The following is a 20267-nucleotide window of genomic DNA, read 5'->3' as shown; positions in this document are numbered from 1 at the left end:
AGTTCAAATACTAGGAATCATATTCTCTTGAACAAGTTCAAATAATGCTATGTACGAGGTGAAATTGTGAATCAAACTGACAATATGAAAGAGAAGACGTGTGAAACGCCTTTTGAGAAAATCATCGACATAGCTTTTGATTTATTCTTAGAAAATGGTTATGAGGATACAACAATCAGAATGATTGTTGAAAAAGCCGGGATACATATAGGAAGTCTTTATTATTTATTTCCAAATAAAGAAAGTATTCTAAAAGCAATGATGATCACAGTATATGATATGATTCACAAAAAGGCTGAGATCGTCCGCATCAACAATAACGATCTGGCTGCTCTGTTATATCCAACTGCTTCCATATTGTACATGACCAGCCGATCTAAAAATGTTGCCAGATTATTGTATAAATCATACTCAACATGGTCTGTATTTGATGAATTACTGAAATTCTCAAAGAACTGGGCTCTGAAGTATGATTTTTCTCCTAACTCCGATGACCGCGAATATCACTCAAAACTCTTTTTTGTCTTTGGAGGGCTGGGTAATATGATAGGGGAATTTTACTACAGCAGCAGAGCTCTTGATTACCGTGAACGACTGGATAAGTTCATAGATGTAGCTTGCAGAATATTTGCAAGAGATGTGCCGGAAGACATAGAATCTGCAAAAAATCTTCTTTACAATTTATTGGAAAGTGAAGAAATCACGATTTTAGGAAAACAGATAGATTTGAACAATTGAGAGGTGAATGATATGAATCAGAACAGTGGTATAGAAAAATCAGATTTTCAGATCCCGAAGGGTGTTGCTGGGACAATTGGTGTAATTGCCTGCCCCATGCTTGAAGATGAGCTCATTTACGACATCCTCTGCGATTCTGATGAGAAGATAATATATGTCGTAGATACAGGATCTCAGGGAAGCTTTGTTGGTAAATTGAATTCTAATAACATCCCATACAATATGATAAGCGAGTACTCTTTTGATCATGGCATCAACGGATTGGACAAATCTAAATTTAACTTAGTTGTGTGCATGAACCAGCTGGGGTTACATGCAGAGCCAAAATCTCTGAAAAGCCAGATTGAAAGCCAGGTTCTGCTTCATTCGCATCTGTTTGACGCAATACTTGTATTCTATGGCATCTGTGGTAACTTTGGCTGGGACATATCTGAAACTTCATCAGCTACTTCAGAAATTCCAGTTATAACAATACGTGATGAAAACGGTAAGATTTGTGATGATTGCATAGGTGTTGCTGTAGGAGGAACTGACAATTATTTTCGTCTCAACAAGGCATACACCGGAGTTCTATATCTTACACCGGCAACAGCTACGAACTGGGATGATTTTATGGCTGTATCTGATATGGCAAGAGGATGTGACATAACTGATCATTCGCTGATGAAGATGCTCTTTGAAATCTGCGGATACAAGTATGCTCTCAGGCTTGACACCGGACTCGGAGACAGGGAAAACTATGAAAAGTGCGCTCAGGAAATCTGTAAGGAAATGAATTTAGAACTCATCGACCCGGAAGGCACTTGGACTACTTTAGAACCTATCAAAAGAGCATACGTTGAAGCTAAAAGTGCGTTAAAATCTTCATAATCGGTGATAAGCAATCACCTATTTTTTTAATTTTAATTTTTTTAAATATTGGTTTTACACATTGAGAATGATTTAAAAAGATGTATATAATGTTGATACATTTAACTTACCCATTCACATCTTAGCCAAACTTGGTTGATTTTTCCAGTTTGCATAGCCTAACAGGTTTGGCCGTCTTAATCTAAAACTAATAGCTCTTAAAGAGTCTTCATTGTAATCCATAGATGCAGATGTGAATATGGGTGGTGAAAATATGTTTGGATGGACGCTAAGAAAAAAGCCGCCAATCGTTGGGTTGGCAATCGCCGTATCAATATTGATAACATTACTGGCCTATACTTTTGTAGCATGTCCTTTAGACGACCTCTTTCTACTTTTAGTATGGTTAGTTGTAGACCTTATTGTATTTGGACTCGCATATTTTGTAATGAGTGTAGATGTTCCCTGGTTAGAGTTCTTTAAAATGCCTAAGTTTCAGAGGAACATTAGTCTAATTATTGTTGCAATTGCAATAGTAATTGCTTTTGAACTTTTGATAATCGCCTTAGATATACTCACTTATGGCGCATTAGTGCATTTGGACTTAGCCTTGATCGTCTGCGCTCTTTTCTATACCCTAGCATCTGTCGAATCTGCGCAAAAAGCCGCGCTCTCTGCAACAGCTTAAACCCTTATTTTTTATTTTTTAAATCCAATGTATATGACTTCACGGTATTATGTAATGTGCATCAATAATTGCCGTATATTGAATGAACACTTTGTTTCTTTTATTATCCTCTTTTTAGACAGTTCGTTTAATACATAAGCAAAATTTAGATGAATATATGATCAGTGCACAGGCTGCCTCTGAATCTGCGAGTGGGTTTAGAGGATGTAAAAAAACCTTGAGCTCATTGGAACATCCTAACTCTCAAAATCAATAGCTGTGCAATTTTGCAACTTGTGTGTCTTTTCCTCAGATCTCAAGAATCATTATTAATTGAGTCTAAAAAAGCAGTTGATCAACAAAATACTGGCAGTTATTCTCTAGGGATAATCCCTTCAGTTAAATTCAAAAATTCAACCAGAAAATGCCCAAAAAAGGTTGGGCCGGCTCCGTAGAGTGTTACTCATCTTGCTGGTCAGATCTCGGGAGGAGGTGGTAAACATTCCACATTTTTCTGTTGTGGTCTGTATAATAATCACGATCGATAACTTAGTCATGATTACTGAAGACTGGCGATAAGTCCAGTCTAAGTGCGGTTCACTTTACAAACTTCGTCCCAGCAAGAGAACGGTCACCTCTGCTCCGAGATTGTGTATACTTTCAATCCTCGCATGTGTTTTGATATATCTGTTCCCACTTGTCATCAGTCGAGTCTAGATAATATTTCATTACATGAATGATAAACTCACTGACTGCCTCAAATCCTAGTTTCTTAGCCATTTTTTCAGCCAGTTCGTATTCGTCTTCATCTAGGTATAGCATAATATCTGTTTTAGTCTCATCAGTCTCAGAATTAACACTCATTTCGTATCACGTTGGGTTAGATAACTGCCCCACTTATTATAAGTTTTGAAATTAGATATCAGTTGATTAATGCCTCGTAGCTTGCCAAAACGATACGAATTCAAGGTTTTTGTTACTGAAGATGTTCTCGCTCAGATCGATGAGATCGTACGGGATGAGGAGTATAACGGCAGAGGTGATTACGCGCTGACCTTGATCAGGCAAGATCTAGCAGATAGGAAGCGTGCAAAGCTCATCGAGCAGGAGTTTGCACTGATGGAGGATCGTAATCACAAAAAGCAGAAGTGAGTGAGAAGGTAAAGGATTTGTATGACTACTCATTGACCAACCGGCCGAATTGAACCCTCTCTTGAAGTTAAATCCTATTTGATTGATTTGAAAAAATGGGACCCTGGCTATGCATGATGGTGGGTCCGCCCAGATTTGAACTGGAGTCTATAGCTCCCGAAGCTACAAGTATACCAAGCTAGCCCACGGACCCACTTAAAACCGCTAATAAGTAAATCAAATATATATCTTCGCACCCATTGCTTTTTTAGATATGCTATTGTCGATGTTTGACTTCGACATCTATATATACAGACTTGTTTTTCTCACCTTCGATGAAGGATCAGCTGCGAGAAAAGATCGCAGGAGAGATAACTCTTTCTCAGGATGCTGGTAAGACTATCCGAAAGTGGAGGGAAGAGTTTCATGTATCACAGCAGGACCTTGCAGAATACATGGGTGTTTCTCCTTCAATGATCAGCGACTATGAGTCCGGCAGAAGAAAATCACCGGGAATCGCCATAGTGCGCAGGATTGTAGACAGCCTCATCGAACTGGATGAAATGTCAGGTGGAACAGTTCTTAAAAAATTTGGATTAGATAAAAAACATGATTGTGTCACCCATATCGCTGAGTTCAGTTCAAGCATTTCTATTGATGACTTTTTAAAGGCCATAGATGCTGAGCCGCTGAATGATATCTTTGATTCTGAAAGACATATTCATGGATATACCATCATTGATTCGCTCAAAGCAATCACATCTCTGAGCTCCTTTGACTATCTTCAGATCTATGGATGGAGCAGCGAAAGGGCTCTTATCTTCTCCGGCGTTAAATATGGACGTTCGCCGATGATTGCTATCAGAGCACATCCTCTTAAACCTTCAATGGTGGCATATCTGAGTCCTGAACAGGTGGATCCTTTAGCTATTCGATTGGCAACTCTTGAAAACATACCTTTGGTGAAAATAACACTGCCGGTTTCAATATTGGTTGACCGGCTCAGTAAGTTTGAGTAGGAGAGATTGATTATATGGACGTTGGAATTGTAAGTTACGGGGCATACATCCCTAGATATCGAATAACTCCCCAGGAAATCGGCAGAGTATGGGGTACCGATGGAGAGGCCATGAGCCGCAATCTCTTCATTATCTCTAAATCTGTACCGTCTCCAGATGAAGATGTTGTAACTATTGCGGTTGAAGCTGCCAGAAATATGATGAAGAGATCTACAGTGGATCCAGCTGAAATAGGCTCAATATATGTTGGATCAGAATCTCACCCATATGCTGTCAAGCCTACAGGGACAATCGTTGCAGAAGCCATCGAAGCATCTCCAAATCTTACAGCTGCTGATTTTGAGTTTGCCTGTAAGGCAGGAACAGCCGCCATCCAGTGTTGTATGGGATTGGTCGGTTCTGGAATGATTAAATATGGTGTAGCCATTGGAGCGGACACGTCTCAGGGTGCTCCGGGAGATGCTTTAGAATTTTCAGCATCAGCAGGGGGCGCAGCATATCTTATCGGCAGAGATAAGCTCATTGCAAAAATCAATAAGACTTGTTCATATACTACAGATACTCCCGATTTTTGGAGGCGTGAGGGAGCTCATTATCCTTCACACGGCGGACGTTTTACGGGAGAGCCAGCATACTTTAAGCATGTGACTTCTGCGGCTAAAATGCTTATGGAAGAAATGGGAACCACCCCAGAGGACTATGACTATGCAGTATTCCACCAGCCTAACGGAAAGTTCCCTGTGCGGGTAGCTAAACAGCTTGGGTTTACAGAAGAGCAGATAAATGCAGGGCTGCTGACTCCCTTTATCGGTAACACTTACTCAGGCGCTGTACCCTTGGGATTAGCTTCAGTACTTGATATCGCCAAACCGGATCAGCACGTCTTCGTAGTGGCATATGGTTCCGGCGCCGGGTCGGATGCATTTGACATTACAGTAACGCCAGCAATACGCAAATTCAGAAAGGAAGCGGCACCGTCCGTAAGGGATTTGGTGGAGAATAAGAAATTTTTAGATTATGCTTCATATGCAAAAGTTCGTGGAAAGATAAGAATGAAGGAGGCATCCCAATGAGAGAAGTAGCGATTATTGGAATTGGAGATACGAAATTTGGTGAATTATGGGGGATGTCCCTTAGAGATCTGGGAATCAATGCCGGACTGGCAGCAATAAATGATGCCAAACTGTCTGGAGATGAGATTGATGCGCTGTATGTTGGAAACATGTCTGCAGGCAAATATGTCGATCAGGAACATATTGGGGCATTGATAGCGGATTATTCCGGCATGTCTAAAAATTACATACCAGCCACTAGAATCGAAGCGGCTGGTGCTTCCGGCGGTCTAGCTTTTCGTCAGGGATACATGTCTGTAGCTTCTGGAGCAACAGATATTGTTGTTGTAGGAGGAGCAGAAAAGATGACTGACGTTGGAGATGTACTCTCTACTGAAATTCAGGCAATGGCTGCAGATCAGCAGTGGGAAACATTCTTTGGAGCTACATTTCCAGCTCTCCATGCAATGATCGCAAGGAGACACATGCACGATTATAACACAACAAGGGATCAGATTGCTCAGGTAGCTGTGAAGAATCACAAACATGGTTCATTGAACCCAAAAGCTCAGTTCCAGAAGGAAATAAAACTGGAAACTGTGCTGAGAGCAGCACCAGTGGCAGATCCTCTGCGGATGTTTGACTGTGCTCCTGTTTCAGATGGTGCCGCAGCCGTAGTTCTGTGCGCCATGGATAAAGCTAAAAAGTATACAGATACGCCCGTTAAGGTGCTGGCGTCAGGACAGGCCTCTGACACACTCGCGCTGGCACATCGCAAAAACATCTGCGAGTTTAAAGCAACATCAATCGCAGCATCTAAAGCATTTAAGCAGGCAAAGCTGACACCAAGTGATGTCCAGATTGCAGAAGTGCATGATAACTTTACCATCTCTGAAATTCTTGCAATTGAAGACCTTGGATTTTTCCCTAAAGGCGAGGGTGGAAAAGCTACAGAAAATGGAGAAACTGAGATCGGTTCCAAGCTGGCAGTAAACACCTCTGGAGGCCTAAAAGCCAGAGGAGACCCGATGGGTGCTACAGGAATTGCTCAGATAGTTGAGCTTGTAACACAATTGAGGGGAGAAGCAGGTAAGAGGCAGGTCCCCGATGCAAAAGTAGGCCTAGCTCAGAATGTCGGTGGAACTGGTGCTACTGCGGTAGTTAATATTTTAGAGAGGGTGAACTAATGACAGTTGCTAGATTCTGGAGAGAGAACTCTGCAAGATACAACCTGGTGGGAGTGAAATGCGGCAATTGCGGCAAAGTCTTCTTCCCTCCAAGAACCATTTGTCCAGAATGCCGCCGTCTCAGTATTGGAAAGATGGAGCCGTATAAACTAAGAGGCGATGGAGAAGTTTTTACATTTTCCATCGTTCATGATGCACCATCTCAGCTGGAGCTGCAGAAACCATATATCATGGCAATTATTGAAATGGCTGAAGGAGTACGCATAACTGCTCAAATTATAGATTGCGATCCTGCAGAGGTGCATATAGGGATGAAAGTAAGAGCCACGATGCGTAAAATCCGTGAAGAAGGAGCATCTGGTATAATCCATTATGGTTATAAATTCATACCTATTAATAAATAAGATATTTTATCCAAGGATGCCGACATAAACCGGCATCCAGAGATTTTTTTTATAATTTGATTACTTTGAAGTTCCAGACTCCAATATTGATACTATTGCAAACAATGTGAAACACACTGCTCCCAAACCTACCATAATGTGTGATGGAACAAAGAAGTTTGAATTGAGATATGAGGTCTCAAAGAGGAATGCTGAAAGGAACAGACACGTCAAAGCAGTTACAATGGGTATCAATGGAATACGGTTTGCCAGAGGTTCATTTCTGCGCCACACTGAAGCAAGGAGAATGACCTTGCTTGAGATGCTGTAACAAATCATTCCCAGGCCGATCAGTACAAACCCTGGAGCAACAGCCGCAGCACTGTACGGAATCATGATTGCAATTCCCCAGATTATGCATATCGATCCCATAATTCCAACAAATACCGACCATATCCAGCGTTCTTTTTTGCCAAACTTGTTTTGTATCTGGCGCAGAACCGTTCCAACGAGTGCTATAAGGCTTGCACACACGAGTCCTAATCCAACCATGACATGTCCTGCTACAAAGTCTGGAGGGGTATTTCTGCCGATAAGCACACTTGCATAAATCAAAGCGATTGCAGTAGCAACTATCGGGACGCTGAAATACGCATAGTATCTTGAATTTGAATATCTGTTAGATGGCACATCTTTATAAGTTAGATTTTCAGAATTTTGTGGAATCATTGTAAATTTAGCAGATGAAATTGCGACTGTAGCAACACAGCAAGCGATCAATCCAACTCCAAAAACAACATTTCCTGAAACTATATCATCCGTTGTTTTTCCAAAAATGAATAAATATATTCCACACAGACACGTAATTACTCCCGCTGTATATCCTAAAATCGGAAGGACAATTCGATCAGCTCTGCTGAACTTATTAATGAGCTGCCTTATGATTGTGGCCGCTGTGGAAAATAGAGCTATGCATATGGCAGTGAGTGCTATCAGAACATTTCCTGCAATAATATATCCGCTTCCAATACTCATCGTGCGGACGTACATCCCAAAAGCTAAGCAGATCACACCCATAGCCAAGGGAATTATGCGGAAAAGTATACTCATCTTGTAATTCAGTCAGATCACCGCTATTTCGTTTTGGAAACTTATGTGCATTTTCAGAGTCTTTCTATTAAAACCCTCTTTGTTAAAAAATCTAAAAATACATCAATTCCTACAGTTTTTCAATATGCATTATACATGTGAATGATCTTGCATTAATTCTGATGAATTGTAAGTTCTGCAAACTACCACACATCATCTAACAATAATTCTGCATTAGTTTTACTATAATATGTTCAGCTAATTTTAGCCGATTGATAGTTTAGCAAATTGCTTTTGGCAGCTTACCCGATGACTGTTGTTTTTTTGGGTCTGCATCAATTCTTCATTTTTTTAAAGCTGCAAATGCTACATGTTCCAAGATCAAATCATACTTTTTATTCTCAGGAACAGAATGCATTTCGGATTCATCTATCCCGAACCTCATCATTTTTTCTTCTGAGGGCTCTAGTAGTGAATCATCCTGTTTTAAATTTAATTTGGAAAGAACCTCTTCCATTTTCATATCAAATATCACTAATGCCACTGCATTGTTGGACTTAATTCCCATCTTGTCTGCGGCTTTTAATATCTGGTGCTCTCCCGATGCATAGAGCATGGTCTCCATAGCTAAAGTGCTGCATACATTTCTGTTTGATGAAAATGCTCTGACGGCGCAGTTGGCAGCCGAAATGAGATGATCTTTTCCACAGACCATTTCAGGATCTATACCTAGCACTCCCATTTCCTGAAGTTTCATTTTAAAATCTTCTATTTCAAACGAGCCGGTCGCGCCGATTACAGTTACCTCAGCCATCAGGAGTAGATGACAGATACAAGATATCAGGCTTTCGAAAGAAATCAGATTCTATGGTGATGCCAAGGATCTGCAGTTTTTCCATATTTATACCGCCATGGGTTCATTTGTGAAAGCTTAAAGTAGTCCATATTAATGAAGGCTCAGAGGCATAATCATGGAAAAAGTAAAGGTTGTCGCTCCGGCAACACTTTCCAACCTTGGATCCGGATTCGATGTGTTTGGAATGGCATTATCCGAACCATTTGATATTATCGAGGCCAGGAAAACCAGTGAACCTGGAGTTATCATAGAATCTGTTGAGGGATGGGGTGCCGAAGTTATAACTCTGGATGCAGCTCTAAACTCAACCGGGGTAGCAGCGGCCGAAGTTCTGAAAAAAAGCAATGCAGATTTTGGTATAGCATTCAACATCAAAAAGGGGTTCCGCCCTGGATCTGGGATAGGTTCTTCTGGGGCTTCTGCCGCCGGCGGCGCCGTAGCAGCAAACCTGCTTTTAAAAAATAAACTCCCTCCAAGAGATATTGTAGCCTGTGCTGCAGAATCTGAGAGAGTAACTTCTGGAAGTTTTCATGCGGATAACGTAGGTCCTTGCGTTTTAGGCGGATTCACGGTAATCCGCTGCTATGAGCCTCTTGAACTTAAGAAAATAACCCCACCTAAAAATCTGGGTGTTGTTGTAGTAATGCCATCCTTTACGGTAAAAACACTTGATGCACGAACAGTAATTCCCAAACAAGTCAAACTGAGTGACATGATTTATGAAGTCGGGAATGCTTCATCTTTAGTTTTGGGAATGTGCAGCGGGGACGTTGATTTAATTGGTAAGAGCATGACTGATATTGTTGTAGAACCTTCACGGTCTAAGCTCAATCCCGGGCTTATGGATGCTAAGAAAGCAGCCATTGAAGCAGGAGCAGCAGGCTCATTTTTGGGTGGATCCGGTCCCTGCGTTATAGCAATATTTGATAATTCACTAACTGATGGAAAACCTATTCTGGATGCAATGCTTGACAGCTATAAACGGGCAAACATTGCAGTTGATAAAACCTGGATCACCACGTGGGGTGAAGGGTGCAGGAGTTTATAATATGCATAAAATAAAATGTTTTGAGTGTGGATCGGAAATTACTGATCCATTTTTAGATGCCTGCCCTAAGTGCGGCGGAATTTTAACGATAGAAACAGATCTGGATGCAGTTGCAAATCTCAAACCAAAAGATCTGAGAGAGAAACCATTGAATGTCTGGAGATACGCTCCGTTCCTGCCTGTTAAGTGCAATGTTTCCCTGTTGGAAGGAGGAACTCCCCTTTATGACTGCAGGGCTCTGAGCAAACAGCTTGGTGTCAAAGAAGTATATGTGAAGTATGAGGGAGCGAATCCAACAGGTTCATTCAAAGATCGTGGTATGACCGTTGGTGTATCTAAGGCAATAGAACTTGGATGTCAGACCGTTGGATGCGCTTCAACAGGCAATACCTCTGCATCACTGGCCGCATACGCAGCCAAAGGCGGTTTGAATTGCGTAGTACTGCTTCCATCTGGAAAAGTTGCTGCCGGTAAATTAGCTCAGGCAATGTTCTACGGTGCGAAGGTTGTAATGGTCAATGGAAACTTTGACGATGCATTAAATGTTGTAAAATCCCTTGCAGACGAGCGCGTTTTGTACTTATTAAACAGCATAAACCCATACCGTCCGGAAGGCCAGAAAACATTAGCCTTTGAGATTGTAGATCAGCTGAACTTTGAGGTTCCAGACAGAATCATCATCCCTGTTGGAAACGCTGCTAATATCTGGGCTGTATACAAAGCACTGTCTGAATGGAAAGCATTAGGCTGGATCGACAAGATGCCTAAACTCACCGGTATTCAGGCAGAAGGAGCGGCCCCAGTTGCAAAGGCCTTTAAAGAAGGCTCTTCGGATTTTCAGCCTGAATTAAATCCCGAGACGATCGCTACTGCGATAAGAATCGGAAATCCTGCCAGTGGCAGAAAAGCTTTAAAGGCAATATATGACACAAAAGGCTACTCAACCACTGTAACCGATGCAGAAATTCTCGATGCCCAGAAGTTACTGGGACGTAAAGAAGGAGTTGGTGTCGAACCAGCATCTGCAGCATCCATTGCAGGATTGGTTAAACTCAGAAACGAAGGTGTCATCGATTCCGATGAACGCGTAGTGTGCGTCTGTACTGGCAATGTGCTGAAAGATCCTGACACAGTCATAAAATCCTGTGGAAATATCCTGAATGCAGAGCCAAACGTAACTGATGTCAAACGCGTTATAGCTTAAAAATCAAAAAGACTTTTTTGATGCGGAGGTGGAGGAACCTGTTTAACTGGTTCCTTCATTTCCACTTTCTCATTTTTAGATGACCACTGCGGATCAACTTGTCGTTTGATCCTCTCAGCCAGTTTAAGATTTATGCTGGGAATTCTTGCTAGTTTCTGCATTTCTGTGTTGCGGATATCTTCAAAACTTCGGATATTGTATGTATACATAGATCTGGCTCTAGCTCTGCCCACTCCTTTTAAGCGTACCAGCTCAAGAAGCTCTGGTTTGACACCATTTTTCAATCTTGCCATAAGTTCTGTGAGCATTGGGTAAGCATCCTTATTGAAAATGTTTGAAAGTTCCCTCGTAGCGTAGATCAGCCATTCTGCAGTATCTGCCTTGTTTCTCAAATCTCCGGGACCGATTCCAAACTCTGATAAAAGCTCATCTTCATCCTTTTCATCAATCCAGGATTCGATCATACATGCAGTCTTAATCTCAGTGAGGTAGAATTCATAATCCTCACTGAACTCATTAGGGGGTTCAAGAAGCAGTTCGCCGGATCTTCTAATTACAACTTCATCATATTTTATGTCCTCACCGACTTTCAGATAAAGCGGAAGCAGGTCTGGAGTAGAACATATTGCCTGCAGAAATCCAAATATGGTCTTTCCGTCTGTGTAATTTCGAAGGGCGTCTCTTAATTTTATTGCGCTGAGAGGGTCTATATACAAATCAGAAACCCTCTTTCCAAAAAATGTAGCCTTAATAACTTCATTGGATGTTTGTATCATCTCTTCCTGTTCTAAAAATTCCAGCACCTTATCCGCTGTGTCTTCTAACAGCGACATTGTTGTCTGATGTGCATAGAATGTAGAATTTAAGAAATCCATCAGGGTGTCTCTGGAATGCGCAGTCTCAGATGCAATGAGTGCTAAGATATGAGATCTTAAAACAGATTCATTGCCTAATTTTGAATAAATCTCTTCAGAATCTGCAAGGATGTAGTTATCAATCAAAAATGATTTCTTTTCTTCTGAATTTGCAAGAAGTATAGCTTCGCCGTAGGGATCGAATCTCGGTCTGCCGGCTCTTCCACACATCTGTTTGATCTCCATTACTGGGATCGAAACCTGTCCTCCAGGTCCAAATCTCTGAACATCTCTGATGATTACTCGTCTGGCCGGGAGATTTATGCCGGCGGCGAGGGTGGGAGTGGCAACAATGCATTTGATATGGCCATGTTTAAAATTCCTTTCCACATACTTTCGCTGGTCGTTTGTCAGGCCTGCATGGTGAAATGCAACTCCACGCTTCATGCATTCTTTAAGCAGTTTTGCCACCGAAGTCTGTTCGCCGTCTTCATTCTCCTCCGATTCCAATTCCGGAGAGTACTTCAAAGTAGCAGCAATCTTCTTTGCTTCAGTCTCTGTGGCTTTTCTCGTATTTACAAAAACCAGACACTGGCCGCCGTTCTCCACAGCATCGCAGACAAGGGATACCACTGGAGTTTTAAGATTCCGCACTTCATGCCTTGTGTTGTCTACAAAATATATCTTATTCTCTAGGTAGACACCCTCCTTCAATCTGGTTGGGCGCCATTCACTTTCTATCAGTTTGGCATCAAGCCATTCTGCAACGTCTTTTGCGTTTTGAATCGTGGCGGACAATGCGATTACTTGGATCGCCGGGTTTAACTTTTTCAGTTTAGCTAATGTTATCTCTAACGTAGGACCTCTTCCCGGGTCGTGTATGAGATGCACTTCGTCAGCTATTACAAGTGCGATGTTCTTGACCCAGTCGGTTCTGTGTCTTAACAATGAATCTGCTTTTTCAGAAGTAGCAACAATTATGTCATATCTGTCAAGCTGAGGATCAGGTGAATCAAAATCTCCGACAGAAACTCCGACTTTCAGTCCCAGTCTTTCAAATCGTTTCAAATCTTCATATTTCTCTGCGGCCAGCGCCCTTAATGGGACTATATATATGACTTTACCGTGATTTTCAAGTACTTGTTTAACCGCAGCCAGGTATGCTATCAAACTCTTTCCAGAAGCTGTCGGAATGGCTACCATGAGGTTTTTTCCATCTAATGCAGGGAATACTGCTTCTGCCTGGGGGGGATACAGCTCTTTAATGCCGTTTTTAATCAGAATTTCTGTAACCCCTTCGGGTAAATCCAAATCTTCCACTGATACATTCTTAGCCATTCATTTTCAACATTCTTTACTTGAATTAAAACCCTTCCTTTAATATGTTGGATTTTAACGGCATCGCTGAGATTTTCACATATATTGGTTGCCATACATTCATAAAGGTAAGGATAAACTTTAATTAAGGGCAGGGGCATGAGTTCATTTGAGTTGGAGAATATCTGATATGAGCAACGAACAATTCAGCTCTACAGGAAGGTCTTCTGATATCGACAACTGGTTAAATTCTCAGAACTTTAACACGACCGCTGATATTGAAATTCCTGAAAAGCTTGCCGATCAAGTTATCGGCCAAGATTCTGCTGTCGAGGTAATAAAAAAGGCTGCCGAGCAGAGGCGTCACGTGATGCTTATCGGTGAGCCTGGTACTGGAAAGTCTATGCTTGCCAGGTCGATGACAGAGTACCTTCCAAAGAGCGAGATGCAGGACATCATTGGGTATCATAATCAAGAGGATCCCAACGAACCCAAAATACGGGTGGTCCCTGCTGGAAAAGGAAAAGAGATCGTCGCTGCGCAAAAAAGGGAGGCCATGCAGAGGAAGCAGCAGAAAACAACAATGCTCACCATGATCATGGTGTTAGTTGGTATGATGTGTCTGGCGTGGTTTATAATCACAATGGACACAACAATCCTGTTTGTTGCACTGTTGTTTATCCTAGTTATTATGATGGCTATGCGCTACATAGGTGGTAACAAAGAGAATTATCTTGTTCCTAAGCTGTTAGTCGGGCATGATGATAATGAAATGCCGCCATTCGTGGATGCAACAGGTGCTCACGCAGGAGCATTACTGGGTGATGTCAAGCACGATCCTTTCCAAAGCGGAGGACTAGAGACACCAGCCCATGAGCGTTTAGAGGTAGGTGCAATCCACAAAGCTTCAAGAGGAGTTCTCTTCATAGACGAGATCAACCTCCTTAGAACAGAAAGCCAGCAAAGCCTGCTGACTGCTCTGCAGGAAGGAAAGTTCTCAATTACTGGACAGAGCGAAAGATCCTCCGGTGCTATGGTGAAATCTGAACCTGTACCCTGCGAATTCATCTTAGTCTGTGCTGGAAACCTCGATGCTATTCAAGGAATGCATCCCGCATTAAGATCTCGTATTCGTGGATATGGTTATGAAGTCTACATGCAGTCTACAATGCCCGATACCGATGAAAACAGGACAAAACTTGTAAGATTCGTAGCTCAGGAGATTGCTAAAGATAAGAAGATCCCCCACTTTGATAAAGCCGCAGTTGGGGAAATCCTTAAAGAGGCACAGCGCAGAGCCGGTAGATTTGGTCATCTCACACTCAGGCTTAGAGAACTGGGTGGATTAATCAGAGTTTCCGGTGATGTTGCAAGAGAAAGAGGTGCAGATCTCGTCACTGCTGATATCGTTGTAGACGCTAAGAGAATCGCCCGCAGTCTTGAACAACAGATTGCAGATAGATATCTGGAGTCTAAGAAAGAGTACAACACATTTGTTGTAGAGGGCGATGCAGTGGGAGTAGTCAATGGTCTTGCAGCTCTAAATGGTGAAAGTTCCATGTCTGAATATTCAGGTGTGGTACTGCCGATAGTGGCTGAAGTTACACCTCCACAGACCAGATCTGGCGGAAGAATAATCGCAACAGGTAAGCTTGGCGAAATTGCAAAAGAGGCTGTTGAAAATGTCTCTGCTCTCGTCAAAAAATACTCCGGCGAGGACATATCCAACCACGATGTACATATTCAGTTCATAGGAACCTATGAAGGAGTCGAAGGTGACTCTGCATCGGTAAGTGTAGCAACTGCCGTAATCTCTGCCTATGAAAACATCCCAATCGATCAGACAATAGCCATGACCGGTTCACTCTCAGTCAGAGGCCAGGTTCTGCCGGTTGGTGGAGTTACAGCTAAGATCGAAGCAGCTGCAGACTCTGGGATTAAAAAAGTAATCATTCCAAGATCTAATCTGGGTGACGTTGTCATAGAAGATCGTTACATGGATATGATTGAAATCGTCCCAGTCGACACCCTTGGAGATGTCTTAGAAAATGCACTGGTATCTTGCCCTGAAAAGGAAAGTCTGGTACATAAATTTACAAACATCGTCTCCAAAGGAACTGAAAAAATCAGACCTGTAAACATAAGGAGTAGCGGTCCTACTCCAAACTAATCTTTTATTTTTCTGCGGAGCAACCGCAGATATCTTTTTAATTCTTATTTGTGTATGGTGCTTCTGATGAGCGCTCTTATTATAGGGAGATTTCAGCCATTTCATAAGGGACATCTCAGTGTCATCAAGATGGTCGCTCAAAAGAGTGACAGCATTATTATTGGTATAGGGAGTGCTCAACTGTCGCACACCTTTGAAAATCCATTTACGGCAGGTGAAAGACACTTAATGATCTCTAGAGCTCTCCGTTATGAAGGTATTGATAACTGCTATCTAGTTCCAATTGTAGATATCAATCAGTATTCATTGTGGGTAGCTCATGTAGAGTCTATGGTGCCTCCGTTTGATACAGTGTACAGCAATAACCCATTAACCCGCAGGCTTTTTGAAGAGGCTGGTTATGAAGTGGATATAGCACCTATGTTTGATCGTCACATCTATTCTGGTACTGAGGTTAGGACTAGAATGCTGAATAACGGGGACTGGCAGTCTCTGGTACCAAAAGGCGTAGCAGAAACAATTTATGAAGTTAAGGGCGATGAACGGCTGCGTCAGCTTATGGGCGATTCCCAATGATCTCCGAAGCAGTAAAAAATCTATTAATCTCTAACAATCTCACACTAGCCGCAGCTGAGTCTTGCACCGGCGGCATGGTCTCAGAGATAATTACAAGTGTTCCTGGAGCTTCAAAATATTTTCTTGCGTCCTGCGTAACTTATTCATACGACTCTAAAACAAATCTTATTGGCGTAAGCAAAGAAACTTTAATGCAGCATGGTGCAGTAAGCATCGAAACCGCAGCCGAGATGGCATCTGGAATAAGAAAAGTCACCGGTGCTGACATTGGCATATCAACAACGGGTATAGCAGGGCCAGATGGAGGTACAGACTTAAAACCAGTTGGTACTGTATGTTTCGGTGTTGATTATAAAGGACGGATTATAACTAAAAAAGAGGTTTTTAAAGGAGATAGAGACAGCATTAGAAAGCAATCTTCTGCTTATGTGTTAGATCTCCTTATAAATGCTGTTGAAGATTAATCATTTATTGCTTTCAAAGCATTTTCTTTAACTCCGCTTTTGTTTAATACATATTTTACACCTGGAAGTGAAGATAGTTTAGACATGGTTTTCATAGATCCTCGTTTTGACTGTATGCGCATTAAAAATCTATCTTTTGATCCCAATCTATATTTATATTCTTCAGAACCAGCACCAAAATCAAATCGTGTAAATCCTGATTTTAAAGCTTCGCTCATGGCGTAGTATGATACTAAGTTTCCTGGAGACAACTGCGAAAATCTAGGCTGCATGCCGACCCGGTATGCTCTCATAACATCTCCATCTTCAAAACATATCATCTGTGATGCAAGCGTACCATCAATCCAGACTTCAAAAACTTCGCCATATCCTTCATTAGCAGCATATGTTGTAATATCTTTTAGAAAGGAGGCAATATCTTCATTTGAAAAGATGCTGCCACCCTTGTCTTCCCATCTTGATATGTGATGCAGTGCATAGAATTCTGCAGCTTCCTTCACTTCTTCTGGTATGTCTACTCTCCTGTATCTTATCCTGGAATCTTCTTCAAGGGACTGTAATGTTTTTCTGATCATTCGTCTGGTACGCGATGAAGCGTTATCCAGAGCATCTGAAATGGAATCTAACTCTACATATGGACATGGAATTTTTACTATTTCATCAGTATCCCAAAGCGAAGATATTTTTTCATAAAGCAATGTTGAAACATCATCTTCCCTTATGTCATGTATTTGTATGACATTCCAGTCCAGCTGATCTATGATCTCTGCAAGGGCATCAGCTATCTTTTCAGCCTCTCCGCACCAGAGAATGCTGAGATCGTATAGTTCGGTGGTACCTGTACCGTTTCCAATCATTGATAGTTTTTTGATTTTGATGCCTGCGGTTTTCTGTTCTGTAATTATAAACGGTGCAATAGCACATGTTCTGCCATTTTCTTTCAAAACAACTACATTAGGCTGCGTATGCGATCCAAATTTATCCAGCCACTCTAAAGCCCAGGCATGAGACGCATATATTGATGCATCGCAGCATTTTCTCAGAATTTCCCACTCTCTTTCTATGCCTTCTATCTCATCCTGCGAAGTCAGAATTTCATGCTCCATTATTGTCCCCCTTGCGTTTCATCATAAATCTAATAGCTCTCATCGGTGCAGTAATCGGATCTTTTGTAATTGATTTTAGATAAGAATTAATTGTTGCCTTACGCTTAGTTCTCTTCTCCATTGAAATGTACATCTTATTGGCATAACTTGATAATCCCTTATCCTGAATGGATGAGACGCTGAACGTTCCCATGTCTCCCCACCCTTCCAGATTCTCCGGAGGAGCAAATCCATTCTCAACAGCAGATTCAAAAAGTGCTGTCCCTGGATATGGCATATATGTTAAAAATTCAGTATATTCTGGTTTTATCGTGTCAAGCATATGCTCTGTACTTCTGATATCTTCTTTAGTCTCAGTAGGAAGGCCATTGATCACCATCGCATAGACTTCCATACCGGCTTCATGAATAAGATTTGATGCTTTGATTATGTCATCTGCTGTAATATCTTTTCTAACCATGGTCAGGAGTCTGTCTGAACCGGATTCCACACCTACTAAAATTTGCTTACATCCAGCACGTTTCATGATATCTAATAAAGATTCAGTTATCATGTCTGCTCTAATTTCACAGTTCCAGATGATATCAAGTTTTTTATTAATTATTAATGAGCAAATATCTTCAACTCTTTTTGGATCTGTAGCAAACAAGTCATCCATTATGATGAATCCCGTTATCCTCGGGTCTAGTGTCATAATGTTTTCTATCTCGCTCACAACTCTCTGTGGACTGAATGCATACCACTTGTAACCCCACATCATTTTTGAATAACAGAATGTACAATTTCCTGGGCATCCGCGGCTTGTAACAATTGATACAGCGTTTCTGCCGTACAGCGGAGTAAAATATCTTGAAAGATCTCCTAGTTTATTCCAGAGTGGTGATGGAAGTGAATCGAGATCTGTCATTCTTTCTCTTGGTGGAGTTCTTACATATTCTCCATTTTCTAAATAGGCTATACCGTTAACATCTCTTAGAGAAGACCCTTTTTCTAAACACTCCAGAAGTTCTGCAGCAGTAATTTCTCCTTCGCCTAGTACCAGATAATCAACAGGACCTTCCTTGAGCATAAGCTCTGGAATAACCATTGTTCCAGGACCACCCCATATTACCGGAATCTCCTTTACCTTAACCCATTTACTGATTTTAATGGCTCTCAGAAGTGCGGTCGAAATCTTCGTGTGTATCCCGACTATGTCTGGTTTAAAATTTATGAGCATTCTTCTTTTTTCATCATTCAGTTCTTCTCCGCTCCAATCGAACAGTGACACTTCGTGCCCTTTAGATTCAAGATATGCCCCAATGGTCATTATTCCATACGGCGGAGCGGGTCGTAAATCGCCTTCATTTGGCTCAAAACCAGAGTTTATCAACGCTACTCTCATATCATTGCCTCCACCACTGAAAAATACTGCTTCATGAAGGCTTCCGGACTATGTTCTTTCTCATACTTCATCAATGCATTGTGCGACATTTTACCCCTCAACTCGTTATTACTGTAAATCTGGATTAATGCAGACGCGAAATCATCATCATTAGGTTCTGAAATGATTCCGCAGTTTTCAGCAAGCTCAGGTAATCCTCCGTTGGGTGAGACAACTAACGGCACACCCACTGACAATGCTTCAATGCAGGACAGTGGAGAATTTTCACCACATATTGATGGTGCAGCCATACAGAGAGATGATGCAACTTCTGGAATTAATTTAGATCTTGGAAGAAATCCTAGATATTTTATTCCCTTGTCAGACATTTTTAAAATATTCTCTCTCAATGATCCGTCACCGAGAATATGCAATTCAGCATCTGATTTAGATTTCAAATATGCATTAATGAGTATCTCTAAACCCTTGTGTTTTTCAAGAACCCCAGTGTATATAAAATGAGAATTTCCCTCGAAGTTGACATTTTCAGTAGGATGGGGAACAAAATTTTTAATCAAAACAGATTCTGTTCCAAACATAGATAGCATATTCTGCATATATTTTGAAGGAGCGATTATAGCATTCACTCGTTTAATCTCAGACATGATTTGATTTGTACTGATTATTCTAACTGGTCTGTGCGATTTTATCGAACACTTTAGACAGTTTTGTTCATCGCAGATTCGCTCTCCAAATTTCATATAATCATTGCGCTGACAAAACGGCCAGTGATCATGACATGTGTATATTTTCTTGGATTTTCCTTTATTCAATACTCCGCATCCTAACATTGATATGTTATGATAATGAATCCAGTCTGGTTTTATCTCTGAGCATACTTTTTCTACAAGTCTGTCTGCGCTTCTGTTTTTACCGATTATGTAACTGCCAGCCGCAGAAATAGCTCCCAGTTCTGTTTTTAATCTGTAAATATGTTCAGAGTCAGCATCATTCTCATGCTTCTTTTCATTCTTTTTTAAATTATATGCATCTAAACTATGAATTACGTGTACTTCGTGACCTGCCTTAGACAGTTCATCGGCGAGGTACTTTACATGAATTGCATCTCCACCCAGATGATATGGCGGATAAAATGTTGAAACCATCAGTATCTTTGCAGTTTCCATATAATTC

20 protein-coding genes and 1 tRNA gene are annotated in these 20267 nt (G+C 41.4%); 13 read left to right on the top strand and 8 right to left on the bottom strand.

Features of this window, described 5'->3' with window-relative positions; all coding sequences use genetic code 11:
* The first annotated feature begins 66 nt into the window (after positions 1-66).
* From H729_RS09555 to H729_RS07355, 3 genes are all read left to right on the top strand, one after another.
* Positions 67-738 carry a TetR/AcrR family transcriptional regulator gene (locus H729_RS09555; protein ID WP_020449379.1) on the top strand — a complete coding sequence of 224 codons (672 nt, stop codon included), beginning with the start codon at positions 67-69 and terminating at the stop codon, positions 736-738.
* Positions 739-750: 12 nt separating this feature from the next.
* Positions 751-1608 (top strand): DUF1638 domain-containing protein, encoded by an 858-nt coding sequence (locus tag H729_RS07360; protein ID WP_020449378.1) that lies wholly within the window; start codon positions 751-753, stop codon positions 1606-1608.
* A 253-nt stretch (positions 1609-1861) separates the two neighbouring features.
* Positions 1862-2275 (top strand): hypothetical protein, encoded by a 414-nt coding sequence (locus H729_RS07355; protein WP_147554416.1) that lies wholly within the window; start codon positions 1862-1864, stop codon positions 2273-2275.
* 639 nt (positions 2276-2914) lie between these two features.
* On the opposite strand, the gene H729_RS07350 is transcribed toward H729_RS07355, so the two are convergent.
* The gene (locus H729_RS07350; RefSeq protein ID WP_020449376.1) at positions 2915-3118 is read right to left on the bottom strand and encodes a hypothetical protein; all 204 of its coding nucleotides are present in this window, start codon (positions 3116-3118) and stop codon (positions 2915-2917) included.
* 81 nt (positions 3119-3199) lie between these two features.
* Here H729_RS07350 and H729_RS07345 point away from each other — a divergent pair, with 81 nt between their 5' ends.
* Positions 3200-3406, top strand: coding sequence for a hypothetical protein (locus H729_RS07345; RefSeq protein WP_147554415.1), 207 nt, complete (start codon positions 3200-3202; stop codon positions 3404-3406).
* Between the two features lie 117 nt (positions 3407-3523).
* On the opposite strand, the gene H729_RS07340 is transcribed toward H729_RS07345, so the two are convergent.
* Positions 3524-3599, bottom strand: a tRNA-Pro gene (locus H729_RS07340).
* A 121-nt stretch (positions 3600-3720) separates the two neighbouring features.
* Between H729_RS07340 and H729_RS07335 the strand changes: the two genes are divergently transcribed.
* From H729_RS07335 to H729_RS07320, 4 genes are read left to right on the top strand one after another with little or no spacing between them, the layout of a single operon-like run.
* On the top strand, positions 3721-4404 hold the full coding sequence (locus H729_RS07335; protein WP_020449374.1) for a helix-turn-helix domain-containing protein: 684 nt from the start codon (positions 3721-3723) through the stop codon (positions 4402-4404).
* A gap of 14 nt (positions 4405-4418) precedes the next feature.
* Entirely contained in the window at positions 4419-5477 is a 1059-nt protein-coding gene (locus tag H729_RS07330) for a hydroxymethylglutaryl-CoA synthase (protein WP_020449373.1), read from the top strand.
* Positions 5474-6643: a thiolase domain-containing protein gene (locus H729_RS07325; RefSeq protein WP_020449372.1), complete on the top strand. Its 1170-nt coding sequence runs from the start codon at positions 5474-5476 to the stop codon at positions 6641-6643. Before H729_RS07330 ends, H729_RS07325 begins: the two co-directional genes overlap by 4 nt.
* Positions 6643-7047, top strand: coding sequence for a Zn-ribbon domain-containing OB-fold protein (locus tag H729_RS07320; protein ID WP_020449371.1), 405 nt, complete (start codon positions 6643-6645; stop codon positions 7045-7047). Before H729_RS07325 ends, H729_RS07320 begins: the two co-directional genes overlap by 1 nt.
* A gap of 60 nt (positions 7048-7107) precedes the next feature.
* Here H729_RS07320 and H729_RS07315 read toward each other — a convergent pair whose 3' ends face one another.
* A complete protein-coding gene (locus H729_RS07315) occupies positions 7108-8148 on the bottom strand; it encodes a DUF2776 domain-containing protein (RefSeq protein WP_048134043.1) in 1041 nt (346 codons plus the stop codon).
* 310 nt (positions 8149-8458) lie between these two features.
* A complete protein-coding gene (cgi121, locus tag H729_RS09550) occupies positions 8459-8929 on the bottom strand; it encodes a KEOPS complex subunit Cgi121 (RefSeq protein ID WP_020449369.1) in 471 nt (156 codons plus the stop codon).
* Positions 8930-9086: 157 nt separating this feature from the next.
* Here cgi121 and H729_RS07305 point away from each other — a divergent pair, with 157 nt between their 5' ends.
* Together H729_RS07305 and thrC are read left to right on the top strand one after the other, a co-directional pair.
* A complete protein-coding gene (locus tag H729_RS07305) occupies positions 9087-10019 on the top strand; it encodes a homoserine kinase (protein WP_020449368.1) in 933 nt (310 codons plus the stop codon).
* Position 10020: 1 nt separating this feature from the next.
* Positions 10021-11223: a threonine synthase gene (gene thrC, locus H729_RS07300; protein ID WP_020449367.1), complete on the top strand. Its 1203-nt coding sequence runs from the start codon at positions 10021-10023 to the stop codon at positions 11221-11223.
* Here thrC and H729_RS07295 read toward each other — a convergent pair.
* Positions 11220-13415 carry a DEAD/DEAH box helicase gene (locus H729_RS07295; protein WP_020449366.1) on the bottom strand — a complete coding sequence of 732 codons (2196 nt, stop codon included), beginning with the start codon at positions 13413-13415 and terminating at the stop codon, positions 11220-11222. The genes thrC and H729_RS07295 overlap by 4 nt on opposite strands.
* A 169-nt stretch (positions 13416-13584) precedes the next feature.
* Here H729_RS07295 and lonB point away from each other — a divergent pair, with 169 nt between their 5' ends.
* From lonB to H729_RS07280, 3 genes are all read left to right on the top strand, one after another.
* Positions 13585-15564 (top strand): ATP-dependent protease LonB, encoded by a 1980-nt coding sequence (lonB, locus tag H729_RS07290; protein ID WP_020449365.1) that lies wholly within the window; start codon positions 13585-13587, stop codon positions 15562-15564.
* A 66-nt stretch (positions 15565-15630) separates the two neighbouring features.
* Positions 15631-16140, top strand: coding sequence for a nicotinamide-nucleotide adenylyltransferase (locus tag H729_RS07285; protein WP_020449364.1), 510 nt, complete (start codon positions 15631-15633; stop codon positions 16138-16140).
* Positions 16137-16604 (top strand): CinA family protein, encoded by a 468-nt coding sequence (locus H729_RS07280; RefSeq protein WP_020449363.1) that lies wholly within the window; start codon positions 16137-16139, stop codon positions 16602-16604. The genes H729_RS07285 and H729_RS07280 overlap by 4 nt, the downstream gene beginning before the upstream one ends.
* Here the strand turns inward: H729_RS07280 and H729_RS07275 are convergent.
* The 3 genes from H729_RS07275 to H729_RS07265 are packed head-to-tail and all read right to left on the bottom strand — an operon-like array spanning position 16601 to position 20260.
* Positions 16601-17710 (bottom strand): GNAT family N-acetyltransferase, encoded by a 1110-nt coding sequence (locus H729_RS07275; RefSeq protein ID WP_020449362.1) that lies wholly within the window; start codon positions 17708-17710, stop codon positions 16601-16603. The two genes, H729_RS07280 and H729_RS07275, sit on opposite strands and share 4 nt — an antisense overlap.
* Positions 17700-19094 carry a B12-binding domain-containing radical SAM protein gene (locus H729_RS07270; RefSeq protein WP_020449361.1) on the bottom strand — a complete coding sequence of 465 codons (1395 nt, stop codon included), beginning with the start codon at positions 19092-19094 and terminating at the stop codon, positions 17700-17702. Before H729_RS07270 ends, H729_RS07275 begins: the two co-directional genes overlap by 11 nt.
* Complete coding sequence (locus tag H729_RS07265) at positions 19091-20260, bottom strand: glycosyltransferase family 4 protein (protein ID WP_020449360.1); 1170 nt, start codon at positions 20258-20260, stop codon at positions 19091-19093. Before H729_RS07265 ends, H729_RS07270 begins: the two co-directional genes overlap by 4 nt.
* Positions 20261-20267: the final 7 nt, after the last annotated feature.

Source organism: Candidatus Methanomassiliicoccus intestinalis Issoire-Mx1 (assembly GCF_000404225.1).
Lineage (GTDB): Archaea > Thermoplasmatota > Thermoplasmata > Methanomassiliicoccales > Methanomassiliicoccaceae > Methanomassiliicoccus_A > Methanomassiliicoccus_A intestinalis.
The sequence above is the reverse complement of the archived record's forward strand: the minus strand, read 5'-3'. Positions and strand labels throughout refer to the sequence as shown.

Bases quoted from the DNA above. Each gene is read 5' to 3' on its own strand.
- H729_RS07325 (WP_020449372.1), top strand. From the start codon at position 5,474: ATGAGAGAAGTAGCGATTATTGGAATTGGAGATACGAAATTTGGTGAA.
- H729_RS07330 (WP_020449373.1), top strand. From the start codon at position 4,419: ATGGACGTTGGAATTGTAAGTTACGGGGCATACATCCCTAGATATCGA.
- H729_RS07265 (WP_020449360.1), bottom strand. From the start codon at position 20,260: ATGGAAACTGCAAAGATACTGATGGTTTCAACATTTTATCCGCCATAT.
- H729_RS07360 (WP_020449378.1), top strand. From the start codon at position 751: ATGAATCAGAACAGTGGTATAGAAAAATCAGATTTTCAGATCCCGAAG.
- H729_RS07270 (WP_020449361.1), bottom strand. From the start codon at position 19,094: ATGAGAGTAGCGTTGATAAACTCTGGTTTTGAGCCAAATGAAGGCGAT.
- H729_RS07275 (WP_020449362.1), bottom strand. From the start codon at position 17,710: ATGGAGCATGAAATTCTGACTTCGCAGGATGAGATAGAAGGCATAGAA.
- cgi121 (WP_020449369.1), bottom strand. From the start codon at position 8,929: ATGGCTGAGGTAACTGTAATCGGCGCGACCGGCTCGTTTGAAATAGAA.
- thrC (WP_020449367.1), top strand. From the start codon at position 10,021: ATGCATAAAATAAAATGTTTTGAGTGTGGATCGGAAATTACTGATCCA.
- H729_RS07280 (WP_020449363.1), top strand. From the start codon at position 16,137: ATGATCTCCGAAGCAGTAAAAAATCTATTAATCTCTAACAATCTCACA.
- lonB (WP_020449365.1), top strand. From the start codon at position 13,585: ATGAGCAACGAACAATTCAGCTCTACAGGAAGGTCTTCTGATATCGAC.
- H729_RS07320 (WP_020449371.1), top strand. From the start codon at position 6,643: ATGACAGTTGCTAGATTCTGGAGAGAGAACTCTGCAAGATACAACCTG.
- H729_RS07355 (WP_147554416.1), top strand. From the start codon at position 1,862: ATGTTTGGATGGACGCTAAGAAAAAAGCCGCCAATCGTTGGGTTGGCA.
- H729_RS07285 (WP_020449364.1), top strand. From the start codon at position 15,631: ATGAGCGCTCTTATTATAGGGAGATTTCAGCCATTTCATAAGGGACAT.
- H729_RS07295 (WP_020449366.1), bottom strand. From the start codon at position 13,415: ATGGCTAAGAATGTATCAGTGGAAGATTTGGATTTACCCGAAGGGGTT.
- H729_RS07335 (WP_020449374.1), top strand. From the start codon at position 3,721: ATGAAGGATCAGCTGCGAGAAAAGATCGCAGGAGAGATAACTCTTTCT.
- H729_RS07350 (WP_020449376.1), bottom strand. From the start codon at position 3,118: ATGAGTGTTAATTCTGAGACTGATGAGACTAAAACAGATATTATGCTA.
- H729_RS07305 (WP_020449368.1), top strand. From the start codon at position 9,087: ATGGAAAAAGTAAAGGTTGTCGCTCCGGCAACACTTTCCAACCTTGGA.